The organism is Tateyamaria omphalii (assembly GCF_001969365.1).
Classification (GTDB): Bacteria; Pseudomonadota; Alphaproteobacteria; order Rhodobacterales; family Rhodobacteraceae; genus Tateyamaria; species Tateyamaria omphalii_A.
On the sequence record NZ_CP019312.1, the window covers coordinates 1,649,788 to 1,666,557 of the forward strand.

Here is a 16,770-nt window from a genome sequence, read left to right on the forward strand (position 1 = left end):
CCCGGCCCATCACAGTCGCGTGCCTGCGCAGCAGACCGCTCAAAGCGGCGGATCCAGGCAGCGGCAAGCCGCGTGCGCCTGTCGCAAACAGACAAGACAGGCGGCAATTTGCACATCATCCTGTGAGCCGACAACAGACTGAAACATTCGCGGATCGGGAGGAAACGCACAGCGTGCAGGGTGCCTTCAGCAAGATCAGACTGGTGACACGCACCATCGGGGCCGAGCGCGGACGCGCGGCGCGCGGGCGGCCCGGGGCGGTTAAGCACACGCCCTTTTCCACGCCACACTGATCTGCGGACCCCATGACATGAATGACCAAACCCCTTCCCGCGCGGGCGGGCGCGCTGCACGGCGTGCCGCCCGTGCCGCCGCCCTGCCCGATCATCTGCGACCCGTACGCCCCGGCCTGACGGGTGGGCGGTACAACCCGCTGACCGAAGCCGAGGTAGCGCGCATCCACGGCGCAGCACTTGACGCCCTCGAAACCATTGGCCTCGCCGATGCGCCACCCTCGGGCGTGGCCCACCTGACTGGCGCGGGCGCCATCCAGGGCGATGATGGGCGCATCCGTTTCCCGCGCGCGCTGGTGGAGGACACGCTGGCGCGCGCCAACCGCGCCATCACCCTGCACAGCCGCGATGGCAAGAACGACCTCACCCTGAGCGGCAGCCGCGTGCACTACGGCACGGCAGGCGCAGCGGTCCACCTGGTCGATGTCAGCGGGCGGGAATATCGCGAAAGCACCGTGCAGGACCTGCATGACGCCGCCCGGATCTGCGACGTGCTCGACAACATCCATTTCTGCCAGCGCCCAATGGTCTGCCGCGACATCCCCGACATGGTCGAAAGCGAATACAACGCGGTCTACGCCTGCACCTCTGGCACGACCAAGCATATCGGGATGAGCTTTTCCGAACCGCACTGCGTGGCGCCAGCGGTGGAGATGCTGCACATGATCGCGGGCGGCGAAGACGCCTGGCGCGCGCGCCCGTTCATGTCGAATTCCAACTGCTTTGTCGTGCCGCCGATGAAATTCGCATCCGAATCCTGTCAGGTGATGGAGGCGTGTATCAAGGCTGGCATGCCCGTGCTGCTGCTGTCGGCGGGCATGTCAGGCGCCACGGCACCATCAACCATCGCTGGCGCCATCGTGCAGGCGGTGGCCGAATGTCTGGCGGGGCTCGTTTATGTGAACGCGGTCAAACCGGGCGCGCCTGCCATCTTTGGCACCTGGCCCTTCGGCCTTGATCTGCGTACGGGGGCGATGTCCATCGGGTCGGGCGAACAGGCATTGCTGACGGCGGGTTGTGCGCAGATGCACCGGTTCTATGACCTGCCGGGCGGTGCGGCTGCGGGGGCATCCGACAGCAAATTGCCGGACATGCAGGCAGGCTGGGAACAGATGTGTTCCAACGTGATGGCGGGTTTGTCGGGCTGCAACATGGTCTATGAAGCCGCCGGTATGCACGCCTCACTGCTTGGGTTTTGCCACGAGAGCCTGATCCTGGGCGACGACATCATCGGACAGGCCCTGCGCTGCACCCGCGGGATCGAGGTGACGGACGAAACGCTGGCCCTCGACCAGATCGCGCAGGTCTGCATGGGGGGGCCCGGCCATTATCTGGGCACCGAACAGACCCTGTCACGGATGCAATCGGATTGCGTCTATCCCGCCTTGGGCGACCGCACCTCGCCCAAGGAATGGGCAGAACAGGACAAGCCCGACCTGATCGCCAAGGCGACCGCGCGCAAGGAGCAAATCCTCGCGACACGCCCCGCCGCAGCTTTCGACCCAGCACTTGATGCCGCGATCCGCGCCACATTCGCAATCCACCTGCCAGAGGCGTAAACCAAGACAATGGGGGCGGACCAGCTGCGTTCGCCCCTTCACTGTTTCGAAAAAACCCGCCTCACTGTCCGTCAGGCGGCTTTGAGGGCGTCAGGGCAGGACCGATTGGCCGAGCCGCACAACGTCCCTGCATCAGAGAAAAAGGAACTCGCAAAAAGTAGGGGCCCGGCCCCTGGGGGGAGACCGGACCCCACACTCCCACCTTTTTACCGCGCGGACGTTACAACACGCAGCAAAAGCCGGGTGTTCGGATCAGCTTTCGGTGGGCGGCATCAATCCCGCCTCCTGGGCTGCAACCACTTCGTCCTCGTCCAGGACGCCGTCGGCATTCAAATCCATCGCAGAGAAACCGTCCGATGTGACCTCTGGAAAGCTCGCTTGTACCTCGTCGATGGTCAGCACGCCGTCTGCATCGGTGTCGAGATCGGCAGGGACCTCGGCCAGGGCAAACGCGGGAAGGCACAGTGCTGCGACACAGGTCAGGGAAGCAATCTTCTTCATTTTGAACTCCTGCTGAGTTTGGGTATTGAGGGGGCGCTTCCGGGCGCCCTCACACAGATTGAGCGTATTGCGCCGCTTTGCATCCCCAACCGGCGGTGCGGGTGCGGATCGCGCGACCGCCTGCCGATCCGGGCTGCGAAGATGGGCGGCAGGCTGCCCAAAAAGGGTGGTGCCCGGCGGTCGGCGAAAACCCCCGGGGTGGTCAAGCGGTCCGGCAGCGCCCAGCTTTGCCAGCATGACAGAGCGCCCGACCTCTCGCCGCCTTGTGCCGCTGATCCCGGTGCTGACGCGGCGCGCCCGCAGGCTGTCGGGCAGCCGCGCGGAAGCCGAGGATCTGGTGCAGGACACGCTGCTCAGCCTGTGCCAGCGCTTGCGCGATGGCACCGAGATCGACGATCTGCCGGCCTATGCGATGCGCACGCTGTCGAACCGCGCCCGCCGAAGCTGGCGCATACAGGCCACGGATGAGCTGGAGGAAGACCACGCGCTGACCGAGCCGGACGCGCTTTTGCGCCTGGATTGCGCCGACACGCTGGCCGCGATCGAGCGGTTGCCGACCCCGCAGCGCCAGTTGATGGATCTGGTGGTGGCGGGCGAGACGTCGCCCCGCGCCCTGTCCGGCGCGACGGGCCTGCCGCTGGGGACAGTCATGTCGCGGCTGGCGCGCGCGCGGGCAAAGCTGCGGCTGGATCTGGCAAAGGACGCGTGAGCACCCACCGGGCCGTGCCAATGGAAAAAAGGGGGACCGAATGGCCCCCCTGTGAGTTTCGCCGTACAGGCTCAATATGTTAACCGCCCGGTACTTTTCTGCCTGCGGCCTGCACGTCGTCGGGGGCGAGCGCACCCGCCCCGTGTAAAGGTGGGGGGACAAAGTACCGCCCCACCCTATCCTACTGAGAAATCAAGGATTTCCCGGTGCGCGTGACAGAGCGAAAATCCCATTTTCGCAGAGGCACACCCGTTGGATCATTTAGCGAGGTCGGCGCACCGCCCTTGCCGTTTGTATCGTCGGGGGCCGGACCGGCCTGCCGGCCCGGCCCCCTCGCACCCCTTCCCCGGGGTGCGTTTTGGTCAGCTACACCCGGACGTCGCGCCGCAGGTGTTGCACTTCATGCAGGTGCCGTTGCGCACCAGCGTGTAATTACCGCATTCGCCGCAGGCCTCGCCCTCGTAGCCCTGCATCTTGGCCTTGGTCCGTGCGTCGATGGTCAGCGCCGCTGCGGACACGGTCGTGGTCGACACGGCGGCGGCGCCACCCGCGGCCACTTCGGGCACCAGGGTTTGCAGCGCTGCCTCGGCGTCGATTGCGGTGTCGGCCATGCCGCCCTGCAAGACGACGAGGTCTTGGGGCAGACGCTTGCGCAGGTAGCCGGTCGAGCTGATCTGTTTCAGCACTTCCAGCGACTTCGACGCCGCCGTCTCGGACAGTTCGGAGACGTTGGACACGCCCTCTTCCTCGCCCCGGCCGATGTCGTCGAAGGTGGCCCCTTCGGGTTTCACATGCGCCAGATCGGTGCGGTCGAGGTACGACACGGCCAGTTCGCGGAACACGTAGTCGAGGATCGACGTGGCGTTCTTGATGCTGTCGTTGCCCTGCACCATGCCCGCGGGTTCGAACTTGGTGAAGGTGAAGGCATCCACGAACTCCTCAAGCGGCACACCGTATTGCAGGCCCACGGACACGGCGATGGCGAAGTTGTTCATCATCGCGCGGAACCCGGCGCCTTCCTTGTGCATGTCGATGAAGATCTCACCGAGGTTGCCGTCCTGGTACTCGCCCGTGCGCAGGTAGACCTTGTGCCCGCCAACAACCGCCTTTTGGGTGTAGCCCTTGCGCCGTTGCGGCATCTTTTCGCGGTGGCTGCGGACGATTTCCTTGACGATGATCTTTTCGACGATCTTTTCGGCCAGCACGGCAGCCTTTTCGGCAGGCGCACCGCTTTCCAGAACGTCTTGCGCCTCTTCGTCATCCTCGACCAGGGCCGCGGCCAGCGGTTGCGAGAGTTTCGAGCCGTCGCGGTAGAGCGCGTTGGCCTTTACCCCCAGCGACCACGACAACTCGTAGGCGCGTTGGCAATCCTCGATCGTTGCATCGTTGGGCATGTTGATCGTTTTCGAGATCGCGCCCGAGATGAAGGACTGCGCCGCGGCCATCATGGTGATGTGGCTGTCAACGCTCAGGAAACGCTTGCCCTTCTTGCCGCACGGGTTGGCGCAGTCGAAGATGTGGTAATGCTCTTCCTTGAGGTGCGGTGCCCCTTCCAGCGTCATCGTACCGCAGACGTGATCATTGGCGGCGTCGATGTCGGCCTTGGAGAAGCCCAGGTGGCGCAGCAGGTCGAAGGTCGGGTCGTTCAGCTTGGCGGCCGGGATACCCAGAACGCCGGTGCAGAATTCTTCGCCCAATGTCCACTGGTTGAAGACGAAGCGGATGTCGAAGGCCGATTCCAGCGCCCCATCCACCTTGGCCAACTCATTGGCGCCAAAGCCGTGCCCGGCCAGCGTCGTGTGGTTGATCGCAGGTGCGTTTCCGATGGAGCCGTGGCCCACCGCGTAGCTGACGATCTCTTCGATCTGGGCCGAGCCGTAGCCGAGGTTTTCGAGCGCCGCGGGCACCGAGCGATTGATGATCTTGAAATAGCCACCCCCGGCCAATTTCTTGAACTTCACCAGTGCGAAGTCCGGCTCGATCCCCGTTGTGTCGCAATCCATGACCAGACCGATGGTGCCGGTGGGCGCGATCACGGTGGATTGCGCGTTGCGGTAGCCATTGGCCTCGCCCAGTTTCAGCGCCTCATCCCAGGTGGACATGGCCACGTCGATCAGGCGGGGATCGGGGCAGTTGGCATGGTCCAGCGCGACGGGTTTAACTGCCAGCTTTTCATAGCCTTCGGTCGCGCCATAGGCCGCGTTGCGGTGGTTGCGCATGACGCGCAGCATGTGGTCGGCGTTTTTCTTGTAGCCGGGGAACGGCCCCAACTCGCCCGCCATTTCGGCGGATGTGGCATAGGACACGCCGGTCATGATCGCGGTCAGTGCGCCGCACAGCGCGCGGCCCTCGTCGCTGTCATAGCCGTGGCCCATGTTCATCAGCAGACCGCCGATATTGGCGTAGCCAAGGCCCAGCGTGCGGAAGTCGTAGGAGCGTTGCGCGATTTCCCTGGACGGGAATTGCGCCATCATCACCGAGATTTCCAGCGTCACGGTCCACAGACGGGCCGCGTGCATGTAATCCTCGACCTGGAACTGGCCATCCTTGAGGAAGGTCAGCAGGTTCATCGACGCCAGGTTGCAGGCCGTGTCGTCCAGGAACATGTATTCCGAACACGGGTTGGAGCCGCGGATTGCGCCATCTTCGGGGCATGTGTGCCAGTCGTTGACGGTGTCGTGGTACTGGATGCCCGGATCGGCACAGGCCCATGCGGCGTGGCCGACCTGTTCCCACAAATCCCGTGCTTTGACCGTTTTGGTGACCGAGCCATCGACGCGACTGATCAGTTCCCAATCGGCGTCTTTTTCAACGGCGGTCAGGAAGGCGTTAGTGACGCGGATCGAGTTGTTCGAGTTCTGGCCCGAGACGGAGCTGTATGCCTCAGAATCCCAGTCGGTGTCGTATGTTGGAAACTCGATGCTGGTGTGGCCCTGACGGGCGTAATCCAGCACGCGCTTGATGTAGGTTTCGGGGATCGCGACGCGCTTGGCCGCTTTCACCGCGTCCTTCAACGCATTGTTTTTCTTGGGATCGTAGGCGTCCGCTTCGGCGCCGTCCCATGTACCGATGGCCTCGAAGATGCCGTTCAGTCTTTCCTCGTGCATCTTGGAGCCTGCGACGATGGACGCCACTTTCTGCTCTTCGATCACCTTCCAGTTGATGAAGTCCTGGATGTCGGGGTGGTCGGCATCGACGATCACCATCTTGGCCGCGCGACGCGTGGTGCCGCCCGATTTGATAGCGCCCGCTGCCCGGTCACCGATTTTCAGGAAGCCCATGAGGCCGGACGATTTGCCGCCGCCAGACAGCTTCTCACCCTCGCCCCGGAGGCTGGAGAAGTTGGTTCCGGTGCCGGAGCCGTATTTGAACAGGCGCGCCTCGCGGACCCAAAGGTCCATGATGCCGCCGTCGTTCACAAGGTCATCCTTGACCGACTGGATGAAGCAAGCGTGGGGCTGCGGATGTTCGTAGGAGGATTTGGACTTGGTCAGCTTGCCGGTCTTGTAGTCGACATAGTGGTGCCCCTGGGCCGGGCCGTCGATGCCGTAGGCCCAGTGCAGGCCGGTGTTGAACCATTGCGGGCTGTTAGGTGCCGCGCGCTGGGTCGCCAGCATGTGGCGCATTTCGTCATAATAGGCGCGTGCGTCTTCCTCGGTGGAGAAATAACCACCCTTCCAACCCCAGTACGCCCATGCGCCTGCGAGCCGGTCAAAGACCTGCTTGGAGGACGTTTCGCCACCCATTTCGGCGCCCTTGGCCGCCTCAGAGCGCCAGAGGAACTCGGGAACGTCCGCTTCTTCGACCTTTTGCAGCTTGGAGGGCACGCCGGCCTTGCGGAAGTATTTCTGCGCGATCACGTCGCTTGCGACCTGGCTCCATCTGCCGGGCACTTCCACTTCGTCCAAACGGAACACCACGGTGCCGTCAGGATTGCGGATTTCTGACGCGGTGGTCACGAAATCAAGCTCCGCATAGGCGTCCTGACCGGCTTTGGTGAACTGTCTTTCAATCTTCATTACGCTGCCTCATTCCCAGCTGGTGTTCCATGACAGGTGCCTGACGTTGCAGATCCCCGTATTCAATGTGCCGACACGGTGGCAGACCGCTCTCGCACGGACCCGAGTATCGGGTTCGCTTTCAGCATCTGGCGCGGTTAAGTCTGTCCCTCGTGCCCGGCGCGTCGCCCCTAGTGTTAGCCACTAAATGTTGTGGTGAAGCGCCCGGCCCGCACAAGGTGACGTATCTGGAGGGGGTGCGTCAACGACATTTTAAAACTTTTTTGACATCTTTTTTCTTGACCGTTGCGCGCCGCGACATAGCGCTGTTGGTCGTCCGATTCACTTCGTTAACGCCGCGGGTTTGGACGCAAAAACGATCCCAAGGCGGGGTGTGAAAAATCACCTGTATTCGGGCAGTTTAGACCTGCCTGTGGATGCTTCACCTGAAGTTATCCACAGGTTAACACACGCCTCGGTAGAAACGTTTTGCCGCGCTGCGGAAAATGTGGTGATGTTTGGATATCCCTGAGATGAGGCACAAAATGCGACCGTTCATAGCCTGTCTTGCCGTCGCATTGAGCGCCTGTGCACCACAATATGTAGAGACCGTGGTGACGGACGAACAAGACCTGCCCGTGCGGCGAGCGACCTTTGCCGCGAATCCTGCGCCTCTGGATGACGCGTTCCGATCCTCGTGCAACGCGCCCGGCGATCAGTTGCGCACTGTGTCCCGGTCAGTGGTGCAATGCCGGATCCTGCCGCCCCCGGATGTGGCCGCGTTTTTACTGCTTAGATACGATGGCGCGCTCGAGGCGCCGACGCTGGTCGTGCAAAAGGAAACGGGCCGGGACGATGGTGCTTATGTCGTCGAACTGTCCTATTTTGCGGAGGTGGTGCAGAAGTCGGGCAATCCGCGGCGCATCTATATCAAGCAGCAGGCGCTGGATCAGTTGATGGACCAGCTGCTGGTGGCAACGGGCGGTATTGCGGACAGTTAGGAAACTGGTCGGAGCGAGAGGATTCGAACCTCCGACCCCCTGTACCCAAAACAGGTGCGCTACCAGGCTGCGCCACGCTCCGACCGTGGCGCTGTCTTAGACGCCGCGTTTCGAATTGAAAAGCCCAAAGCGCACGATCAGCAGGGCCACGCTGCGTTATTCTGATCAAAGCTGGGGTGGCGCAGCTGTGCGCCCTCGCCGATGCCCAGCATCCGGGCGAGCCCACCGTTGATTTCCAGCACATGGGTCAGACCCTCGCCGCCATAGATCGGTGTTTCGTCCAGCGGGACAGCTTCGTGGTGGATATGAGCGACCGTGCCCGTCGGATCGACAAACAGCATATCGAGCGGAATCAGCGTGTTGCGCATCCAGAACGACAGCGCCCGTGGGCGCGGGTAGACGAACAGCATCCCCTCGCTTGACGGCATGGAGGGACGGTTCATCAGGCCGGTGGCGCGGCTGCGTTGCGTGTCCGCGATTTCGATCGTGAACCGTGCCTGGCCAAAATCTCCGCGCAGCCAGACCGTCGTGTCGTCGCATTGTGCCGCAGCGAGTTGTGCACTGACCAGCAAGGCCAGCATGGCGATGCAAGCCCGCAGAGCGCGCATCTTATGCTTCTTCCTTGGGCAGCGCCGCTTCCCAGGCCAGAACCTCGGCCGCCATATGTCCGCGTTTCCCGGCGATAACCCGCAGCGCAAGCGCTTCGCCGGGCTGCAGGTCCGACAGACCTGAGCGGCGCAACACCTCGACATGCAGAAACACGTCCTCGCTGCTGCCGAACACGTTAGCAAAGCCGAACCCCTTGCCCTTGTCGAACCACTTGACGCGGCCCGGTTGCAGCGGAGCGTCGGCGACGGCGGTCGCATCCATATGCGCCAAATCACTCAGTGATGACGAATCCGTATGGGTTGGTGGCGTGATCGACAGGACTTCTACTGCTTGCACGCCCCGCTCTGTGTGCTGGATGCGTACGTCTACGTCGGCGCCATCCGCAACCGAGGATTGTCCGAAATTGCGCAGCACGTTGACATGCAGCAGGATGTCAGGGCCGCCGGAGCTTGCCACGATAAAGCCGAAGCCTTTGACAGGATCGAACCACTTCACCGTTCCGGTGACCATATCCGTATCTGATGAGTGTTCTGACACGACGTGTCTTTCTTTAAACGTTTATTGCCGCCCCCCAGATTTGCGCCATTTCGACAGCGAAATTCAAGTGCGAAATAGTGAATATTTTTCAGCACCTTACATTTCAAGTCACGTGAAATTCACGGGTTGAGACGTGTGATCGTCCAATCGGAGGCCGCATTTTCACGCCGCCAACGGAACCGATCGTGCAGCCGGAAGGCACCGTCAGCCCAGAACTCGATCTCGATCGGAGTGATCCGGTAGCCGCCCCAGAATGGTGGGCGCGACGGGCTTGTCCCCTCGCGTGCCGTTACCTTGGCGACCCTGGCCATAAGACTGGCGCGACTGTCGAGCGGTGCGCTTTGATCCGAGGCCCAGGCCCCGAGCCGCGACTTCAGCGACCGCGACGCGTAGTAAGCATCCGCTTGCGGCCCCTCTTCCTTTTCCACCAGCCCCCGCACCCGCACCTGTCGCCGCAGCGACTTCCAATGCAGCAGAAACGCGGCCTTGCCCGCATGGTCCAGCTCCGCGGCCTTGGCGCTGGTATAATTGGTGTAGAAGACAAAAGCGTTGTCCTCGACCTCTTTCAACAGAACCATGCGTGCGTTGGGCAGGCCATCAGAATCCACCGTACTGAGTGCGATGGCGTTGTGGTCATTCAGCTCGGCGGCCTCTGCCTCGTCCATCCAGGCGCGTACGATGTCAAATGGGTTATCCCCCGCAAATTTGCCATCCCGATCCGCCATACCCGTCTCCTTTGCGTCGCTGATCAAACAGCTAGCGTCCGCCTGATCGAGGTGCAACCACGCCTGCGTCTCTTGATGCGTCTCGGGCAATGGCCTAAAGCTGGCCGCCAGACGACACGGCCGAAAGTGGGGAACGGGATGGGCAGTGATATGGCGAGCGGTCTGATGGCAGGCAAGCGGGGGTTGATCATGGGCCTTGCCAACGACAAATCCATCGCCTGGGGCATTGCGCGCACCCTGCGCGAGGCCGGGGCCGAACTGGCCTTTTCCTATCAGGGCGAGGCGCTGAAAAAGCGCGTTGATCCTTTGGCCGCGCAGCTGGGCAGTGATATCGTCCTGCCTTGCGATGTGGGCGATGAGGCGTCGATTGACGGCCTGTTCCACAGCTTGAAGGAGCGTTGGGGTCAGATTGATTTCATCGTGCACGCCATCGGCTTTTCCGACAAGAACGAGCTGCGGGGTCGCTATGTCGATACGTCGCGCGGCAACTTCACGATGACCATGGACATCTCTGTCTATTCCTTCACCGCGGTGATGCAGCGGGCAGAAAAGATGATGAAAGCGGGCGGCAGTGCGCTGACCCTCACCTATTACGGCGCCGAACAGGTCATGCCGCATTACAACGTCATGGGGGTGGCCAAGGCGGCGCTTGAGGCGTCGGTCAAGTATCTGGCTGAGGATCTGGGCAAGGACGGCATCCGCGTCAACGCCATCAGTGCCGGGCCGATCAAGACGCTGGCCGCGTCGGGCATCGGCGATTTCCGCTACATCATGAAGTGGAACGAATACAACTCGCCCCTGCGCCGCAACGTGACCATAGAAGATGTGGGCAAGTCGGCTTTGTATCTGCTGAGCGATCTGGGCTCTGGCACGACGGGCGAGAACCTGCATGTCGATGCGGGGTATCATGTGGTCGGGATGAAGGCGGTGGACGCACCCGACATCTCGAAAGGATAGGCCCATGTCGCTGACCATTGCCGAGCTTGTCGCGTTCAACACCGTGTTGCTGGCCGCGTTGGTGTCGCCGGGGGCCGCGATGCTGTTCATCACGCGGGCGACCGTGACCGGCGGGCGCGGCGCGGGCATTGCGACCGGCATCGGCCTGGGCACAGCGGCGGCCATGTGGACGCTGGCAGCCCTCTTGGGTCTTGAAGCGGTCTTTACCCTGTTTCCGTGGACCTATACCGCCCTGAAGATTGGCGGCGCGCTCTACCTGATCTGGATCGCGGTCCAGACATGGCGCCATGCCCGTGATCCTTTGGGCGAAGCGCCCCTGGCGCGTGGGCGCGCGGTGCTGTCGGGGATGCTTTTGAACTTCGGCAATCCGAAATCCATGCTTTTTGCCGCCGCCGTCATTGTCGTCGTCTTTCCCAAGGGGCTTGCCCCTGCCGACATCGCTGTGATCGTGCTGAACCACTGGGCGCTTGAATTGGTTTTCTATACCTGTCTGGCCCTTGCGCTGAGCACACCGCATGTACGGCGCGGCTATGTCAGCCTCAAACCCATCTTTGACCGCATCGCGGCCACTTTGCTGGGCGCGCTCGGCCTGCGCCTGATCCTGGAGAAATAGACTATGGCAGACCGCCTCCCCCACGAAAAAGGCTTTCACATCAGCTGGGACCAGATTCACCGAGACAGCCGCGCGCTGGCCTGGCGGCTGGATGGTCATGGGCCTGATGACGGAGCGTGGCGCGCCGTCGTTGCAATCACACGTGGCGGTATGGCACCCGCCATGATCGTTAGCCGCGAACTGGACATTCGCACCGTCGACACGATCAGCGTCAAATCCTACCACCACCAGAGCCAGGGTGAAGTGGAAGTGCTGAAAGCACCGGATGCGGATTTGATGGGCGACGGCACCGGCATTCTGGTCATCGACGATCTCGTGGATTCGGGTCGCACGCTGGAAGTGGTGCGCGACCTCTACCCCAAGGCGCATTTTGCCACTGTATACGCCAAGCCCAAGGGCGAACCGATGGTCGACACGTTCATCACGGGCGTCAGCCAGGACACGTGGATCTTTTTCCCCTGGGATATGGCCCTGCAATATGTCGAGCCTTATCGCGGCAAGGATTGATCGACGCCCAAACGGTCCTGCCCTTCCCTGTTTCAAAAAATCCCCGCCGGAGGCTCCGGCCTCTGCAACCGGAGCAGCCGCATGACACTCTCGCGCACCGCATCCACCTTCGCGCCTCCGGTGATGGAGGCACGGCGCTGGCTGGAAGATGTCACCTTTCCACCCAACCGACCGTTGATCAATGTGAGCCAGGCCGCCCCGGTGGATCCGCCGCCCGACGCGCTGCGGCAAGCGATGGCGGACGCGGCCCTGACCCGCGATGATGCGCATCTGTATGGTCCCGTTCTGGGGATGCCCGCCCTGCGCGCAGGCTTGTCCCGACAGATCAACCAGCACTACAGCGCGTCGACACACGCGGAAAACGTAGCGATCACGTCGGGCTGCAATCAGGCCTTTGCCGCCGCGATCGCGACGCTGTGCGACGAAGGGGACGAGGTGATCCTGCCGACGCCATGGTACTTCAATCACAAGATGTGGCTGGACATGGCGGGTGTCGCTTCCGTGCCGCTGCCCGTGGGCGGGGGGATGTTGCCGGATGTGGACGCTGCACGCGCGCTGATCACGAACAAGACGCGGGCGATTGCGCTTGTGACGCCCAACAATCCGGCGGGCGTAGAGTACCCGGACGCGCTGGTTCTAGGCTTCCATGAATTGGCCAAGGCGCATGGCATCGCCCTCATCGTCGATGAGACCTACCGCGATTTCGACAGCCGCAGCGGCCCGCCCCATGCGCTGTTCCAACAGGACGGATGGGAGGAGACATTCATCCATCTCTACTCCTTTTCCAAGGCCTACCGCCTGACCGGACACCGGGTCGGTGCGTTGGTGGCCTCACCTGAGCGGCTGGCGGAGGCTGAGAAATTCCTTGACACCGTCGCCATATGCCCCGGCCAGATCGGTCAATACGCTGCCCTGTGGGGGCTGGAAAATCTGACCCAATGGGTCGCCGGCGAGCGGGATGAAATCCTGGCGCGCAGACAGGCCATCACCGATGGTTTTCCGGTGCTGGCGGACAAGGGATGGCAGTTGATGGGTCTGGGGGCCTATTTCGCCTACATGCAGCACCCGTTCGACATGTCGTCAGCCGATCTGGCGCCGAAGCTGGTGCAGGAGGCCGGTATTCTGTGCCTGCCCGGCACCATGTTCTGGCCCGACGACGCGCCCGAAGGACAACGGCAACTGCGCATCGCCTTTGCCAATCTGGACGCGGATGGCATTGCCGCGCTCTACACAAGGCTGTCAGCCCTGGCGCTCTGACACCAACCGGCCTTGCCCGTGTCTGGCGGGGCCGTTAGACATCCCCGGAATGCAACAGAACCCGCAAGAAGGCGCACATGGCTCAGGGCAAGACTTCCATCTCGAAAATCGCTGTCTGGATCCTTTTGGGCCTGCTGTTTGTGGGGCTAAGCCTGGGCTTTGGCCTCGATGGCCTGGGCGGCACGATCCGCACCGTAGGAAAGGTCGGCGACAAGCATATCGACGTCCAGACCTATGCCAACACGCTCCAACGCGAGATGCAGGCGGTGGGCCAGCAGACCGGCACACCGCTGACATTTGCGCGCGCCCAAGCCATCGGGCTGGATCAGGCCGTGCTGGCGCAACTGGTGCGCGCCCGGGCGCTTGACTACGAGGCAGGCGAGATGGGCTTGAGCGTCGGTGACGAGGTGATCCGGGACGAGATCCTGAACATCCCGGCCTTCCGCGGCCTTGACGGGTCGTTCGACCGCGACGCCTACCGCTTTGCCCTCGACCAGCAGGGCACGAGCGAGGCGGATTTTGAGACGACGCTGCGCGAGGAAGTCTCCCGCTCGATCCTGCAGGGCGCCATCGTGTCCGGTATGCAGATGCCCGACACGTATGCCCGGACACTTGTATCCTTTCTGGGCGAGACGCGTGATTTCACATGGGTGCGTCTGGGCCAGGCCGATCTGGAAACGGACCTGCCCGACCCTTCGGACGAGGTGCTGCGCGCCTATTATGAGGAAAACCTCGGCGACTACGAACTGCCCGAGACCAAGCGCATCACCTATGCCGTGCTGCTGCCCGACATGATCCTCGACTCGATGGAGGTCGAGGAGACGACACTGCGCGCCGAGTATGAGGCGCGGGCGGATCAGTACAATCAGCCTGAACGTCGTCTGGTCGAACGGCTGGTTTATCTGAATGCCGAGGCGGCCGAGCGCGCGGCGGCACAGCTTGAGGTCGACGGCACGACGTTCGAGGCTCTTGTCGCCGAACGTGGGCTGGAATTGGGTGACATCGACATGGGCGATGTCAGTCGTCTGGAGCTGGATGCGGCAGGCGAAGCTGTGTTCAACGCCGAAGTCGGCGATGTCGTGGGCCCGCTGCCGTCGTCTCTTGGCCCTGCCCTTTTCCGCGTGAACGCGGTCCTGCCCGCGCAGATTGTCACCTTCGAAGAGGCCGCGCCGGAGTTGCAACAGGAACTGTCGATTGCTGCCGCACGTCGGCAGGTCGAGGTTCTCGCCGAAGAATTCGACAACATGCTGGCCGGTGGCGCGACGCTCGAGGAACTGGACGCCGAAACCGACATGCAATTGGGCACCATCGACTGGTATCCGGCCCTTGGCGAGGGCATTGCCGCCTATGACGGCTTTCGGGACGCAGCGGTGGACCTGACCCAGGATGACTTTCCCGAAATCGTGCAACTTGACGAAGGCGGCATCTTTGCCATGCGCATGGAGGAATTGCTGCCGCCGCGCCCTGCCCCGTTTGAAGAGGCAAAGTTGAACGTGCAGGGCAACTGGGAGGCTGAACAGAGCGAAGCCCGCTTGACCGCCAAGGCCGAAGCTCTGCTGCCTGCGCTTGAGGCAGGCGAAAGCTTCGCCAGCCAATCACTTGATTCGATTGTGGAAACCGAGCTGGACCGCAGCGCCTTTGTTCAGGGCACGCCGCCCGAATTCATGACGTCCGTGTTTGAGATGGAACCGGGCGATGTGCGTATCATTCCTGGATACGGGGCCGTACTGGTGGTGCGCCTCGATGCGATCAACCCAGCGGCAGATAGCCCCGAGGTTCAGGCCGAGACAGAAGCCCTGAGCGCCGAGCTGGGCCAGATCATGGCGGGCGAGATTTTCAACATCTTTGGCGAGGATGTGGTCCTGCGCGCGGGCACCCAGATCAATCAGCAGGCGTTGGACGCCGTCCATGTGAACTTTCCCTGATGGCCCTCGTCCCGGACTACGACAGCTTTGCGGCGGCCTATGCGGCGGGCGAAAACCAGGTGGTTTATACCCGTTTGGCAGCGGATCTCGACACGCCCGTGTCGCTGATGCTGAAGCTGACGGGCGCGCAGAAGGACGCTTTTGTTCTGGAATCCGTCACCGGCGGTGAGGTACGCGGGCGCTATTCGATCATCGGGATGAAACCGGACCTGATCTGGCGTTGCGATGGCGACGCGTCCTCGATCAACCGCATGGCCCGCTACGATGCGGACGCGTTCGAGCCAGTCGCGGGCAACCCGCTGGACGCGTTGCGCGCCCTCATTGAGGAAAGCCGCATCGCCCTGCCCGACGATCTGCCCCAGGCTGCTGCCGGTCTGTTCGGCTATCTGGGTTATGACATGATACGGCTGGTGGAGCGTCTGCCGGATGTGAACCCCGACCCGCTGGGCCTGCCCGATGCGTTGATGCTGCGCCCGTCGGTCGTGGCCGTGCTGGACGGGGTGAAGGGCGAGGTGACGGTCGTCTCCCCTGCCTGGGTCAGCGATGGTCAATCGGCGCGCGCCGCCTATGCTCAGGCCGCCGAGCGCGTGATGGATGCCGTGCGCGATCTGGAGCGTGCAATGCCGGTAGAGACGCGCGATCTGGGTGATGCGTCGGAACCGTCGGAGCCTGTGTCGAACTTCACCAAGGACGGCTATAAGGCCGCCGTCGAGACGGCGCGCGAATACATCAAGGCGGGCGATATCTTTCAGGTCGTGCCCGCCCAACGCTGGACACAGGAATTTCGCGAGCCGCCCTTTGCGCTCTATCGCAGTCTGCGCCGCACGAACCCGTCACCTTTCATGTTCTATTTCAACTTCGGCGGTTTCCAAGTCGTCGGTGCCAGCCCCGAGATCCTGGTCCGCGTCTTTGGCAACGAGGTCACCATCCGCCCCATCGCAGGCACCCGTCCCCGCGGGGACACGCCCGAAGCCGACCGCGCGCTGGAGGCCGATCTATTGGGCGACGAGAAGGAACTGGCCGAGCACCTGATGCTGCTGGATCTGGGCCGCAACGACGTGGGCCGCGTGGCCAAGATCGGCACCGTGCGCCCAACCGAGGAGTTCATCGTCGAGCGGTATTCCCATGTCATGCACATTGTCTCGAATGTCGTGGGCGAGTTGGCCGAGGGCAAAGATGCGCTTGATGCGTTTTTTGCCGGGATGCCTGCGGGCACGGTTTCGGGTGCGCCCAAGGTCCGCGCGATGGAAATCATCGACGAGCTGGAGCCGGAAAAGCGCGGTGTCTATGGCGGCGGGGTCGGCTATTTCAGCGCAGGCGGCGACATGGATATGTGCATCGCGCTGCGCACCGCAGTGGTGCAGGACCAAAAGCTCTATATCCAGGCCGGTGGCGGCGTCGTTTACGACAGTGATCCCGAGGCCGAGTTCATGGAGACCGTGCACAAGTCGGGTGCCATACGTCGCGCGGCGGCTGATGCGGCACGGTTTGCCGGGGGCAACCGGTAGCAACTTACCTTCGCGCGGGGCGGTATGTGGCCACCCGACCCTTTGGTGCGGATTTTTTAGACAGAGAAAGA

At 62.7% G+C, this 16,770-nt stretch carries 14 protein-coding genes and 1 tRNA gene; 9 read left to right on the top strand and 6 right to left on the bottom strand.

From position 1 onward, the window contains the following. The first annotated feature begins 310 nt into the window (after positions 1 to 310). Entirely contained in the window at positions 311 to 1,852 is a 1,542-nt protein-coding gene (locus tag BWR18_RS08245) for a trimethylamine methyltransferase family protein (protein ID WP_076627529.1), read from the top strand. 252 nt (positions 1,853 to 2,104) lie between these two features. Here the strand turns inward: BWR18_RS08245 and BWR18_RS08250 are convergent, their stop codons facing one another. Then, the gene (locus tag BWR18_RS08250) at positions 2,105 to 2,353 is read right to left on the bottom strand and encodes a hypothetical protein (protein ID WP_076630200.1); all 249 of its coding nucleotides are present in this window, start codon (positions 2,351 to 2,353) and stop codon (positions 2,105 to 2,107) included. A 235-nt stretch (positions 2,354 to 2,588) separates the two neighbouring features. On the opposite strand from BWR18_RS08250, the gene BWR18_RS08255 reads away from it, so the two are divergent. After that, positions 2,589 to 3,062 (top strand): RNA polymerase sigma factor, encoded by a 474-nt coding sequence (locus BWR18_RS08255; protein WP_076627530.1) that lies wholly within the window; start codon positions 2,589 to 2,591, stop codon positions 3,060 to 3,062. 362 nt (positions 3,063 to 3,424) lie between these two features. On the opposite strand, the gene BWR18_RS08260 is transcribed toward BWR18_RS08255, so the two are convergent. Beyond that, on the bottom strand, positions 3,425 to 7,081 hold the full coding sequence (locus BWR18_RS08260; protein ID WP_076627531.1) for a vitamin B12-dependent ribonucleotide reductase: 3,657 nt from the start codon (positions 7,079 to 7,081) through the stop codon (positions 3,425 to 3,427). Between the two features lie 593 nt (positions 7,082 to 7,674). Here BWR18_RS08260 and BWR18_RS08265 point away from each other — a divergent pair. Beyond that, positions 7,675 to 8,061 (top strand): hypothetical protein, encoded by a 387-nt coding sequence (locus BWR18_RS08265; protein ID WP_157598678.1) that lies wholly within the window; start codon positions 7,675 to 7,677, stop codon positions 8,059 to 8,061. A gap of 5 nt (positions 8,062 to 8,066) precedes the next feature. Here the strand turns inward: BWR18_RS08265 and BWR18_RS08270 are convergent. The 4 genes from BWR18_RS08270 to pdxH form a co-directional block, all read right to left on the bottom strand. Further along, positions 8,067 to 8,143, bottom strand: a tRNA-Pro gene (locus BWR18_RS08270). Between the two features lie 55 nt (positions 8,144 to 8,198). Then, complete coding sequence (locus BWR18_RS08275; RefSeq protein ID WP_076627533.1) at positions 8,199 to 8,669, bottom strand: DUF192 domain-containing protein; 471 nt, start codon at positions 8,667 to 8,669, stop codon at positions 8,199 to 8,201. A gap of 1 nt (position 8,670) precedes the next feature. Continuing rightward, positions 8,671 to 9,207 (bottom strand): cold-shock protein, encoded by a 537-nt coding sequence (locus BWR18_RS08280; RefSeq protein ID WP_076627534.1) that lies wholly within the window; start codon positions 9,205 to 9,207, stop codon positions 8,671 to 8,673. A 119-nt stretch (positions 9,208 to 9,326) separates the two neighbouring features. Then, positions 9,327 to 9,932, bottom strand: a complete 606-nt coding sequence (gene pdxH, locus BWR18_RS08285) for a pyridoxamine 5'-phosphate oxidase (RefSeq protein WP_076630201.1) — start codon at positions 9,930 to 9,932, stop codon at positions 9,327 to 9,329. Between the two features lie 150 nt (positions 9,933 to 10,082). Between pdxH and fabI the strand changes: the two genes are divergently transcribed. From fabI to trpE, 6 genes are all read left to right on the top strand, one after another. After that, entirely contained in the window at positions 10,083 to 10,889 is an 807-nt protein-coding gene (gene fabI / locus BWR18_RS08290; protein WP_076627535.1) for an enoyl-ACP reductase FabI, read from the top strand. 4 nt (positions 10,890 to 10,893) lie between these two features. Next, positions 10,894 to 11,502: a LysE family translocator gene (locus tag BWR18_RS08295; protein WP_076627536.1), complete on the top strand. Its 609-nt coding sequence runs from the start codon at positions 10,894 to 10,896 to the stop codon at positions 11,500 to 11,502. Between the two features lie 3 nt (positions 11,503 to 11,505). Further along, complete coding sequence (gene gpt, locus BWR18_RS08300) at positions 11,506 to 12,009, top strand: xanthine phosphoribosyltransferase (protein WP_076627537.1); 504 nt, start codon at positions 11,506 to 11,508, stop codon at positions 12,007 to 12,009. 81 nt (positions 12,010 to 12,090) lie between these two features. Then, positions 12,091 to 13,266, top strand: a complete 1,176-nt coding sequence (locus tag BWR18_RS08305) for an aminotransferase (RefSeq protein WP_076627538.1) — start codon at positions 12,091 to 12,093, stop codon at positions 13,264 to 13,266. A 77-nt stretch (positions 13,267 to 13,343) separates the two neighbouring features. Beyond that, complete coding sequence (locus BWR18_RS08310) at positions 13,344 to 15,191, top strand: peptidylprolyl isomerase (RefSeq protein ID WP_076627539.1); 1,848 nt, start codon at positions 13,344 to 13,346, stop codon at positions 15,189 to 15,191. Then, the gene (gene trpE / locus BWR18_RS08315; RefSeq protein WP_076627540.1) at positions 15,191 to 16,699 is read left to right on the top strand and encodes an anthranilate synthase component I; all 1,509 of its coding nucleotides are present in this window, start codon (positions 15,191 to 15,193) and stop codon (positions 16,697 to 16,699) included. The genes BWR18_RS08310 and trpE overlap by 1 nt, the downstream gene beginning before the upstream one ends. Positions 16,700 to 16,770 lie beyond the last annotated feature (71 nt).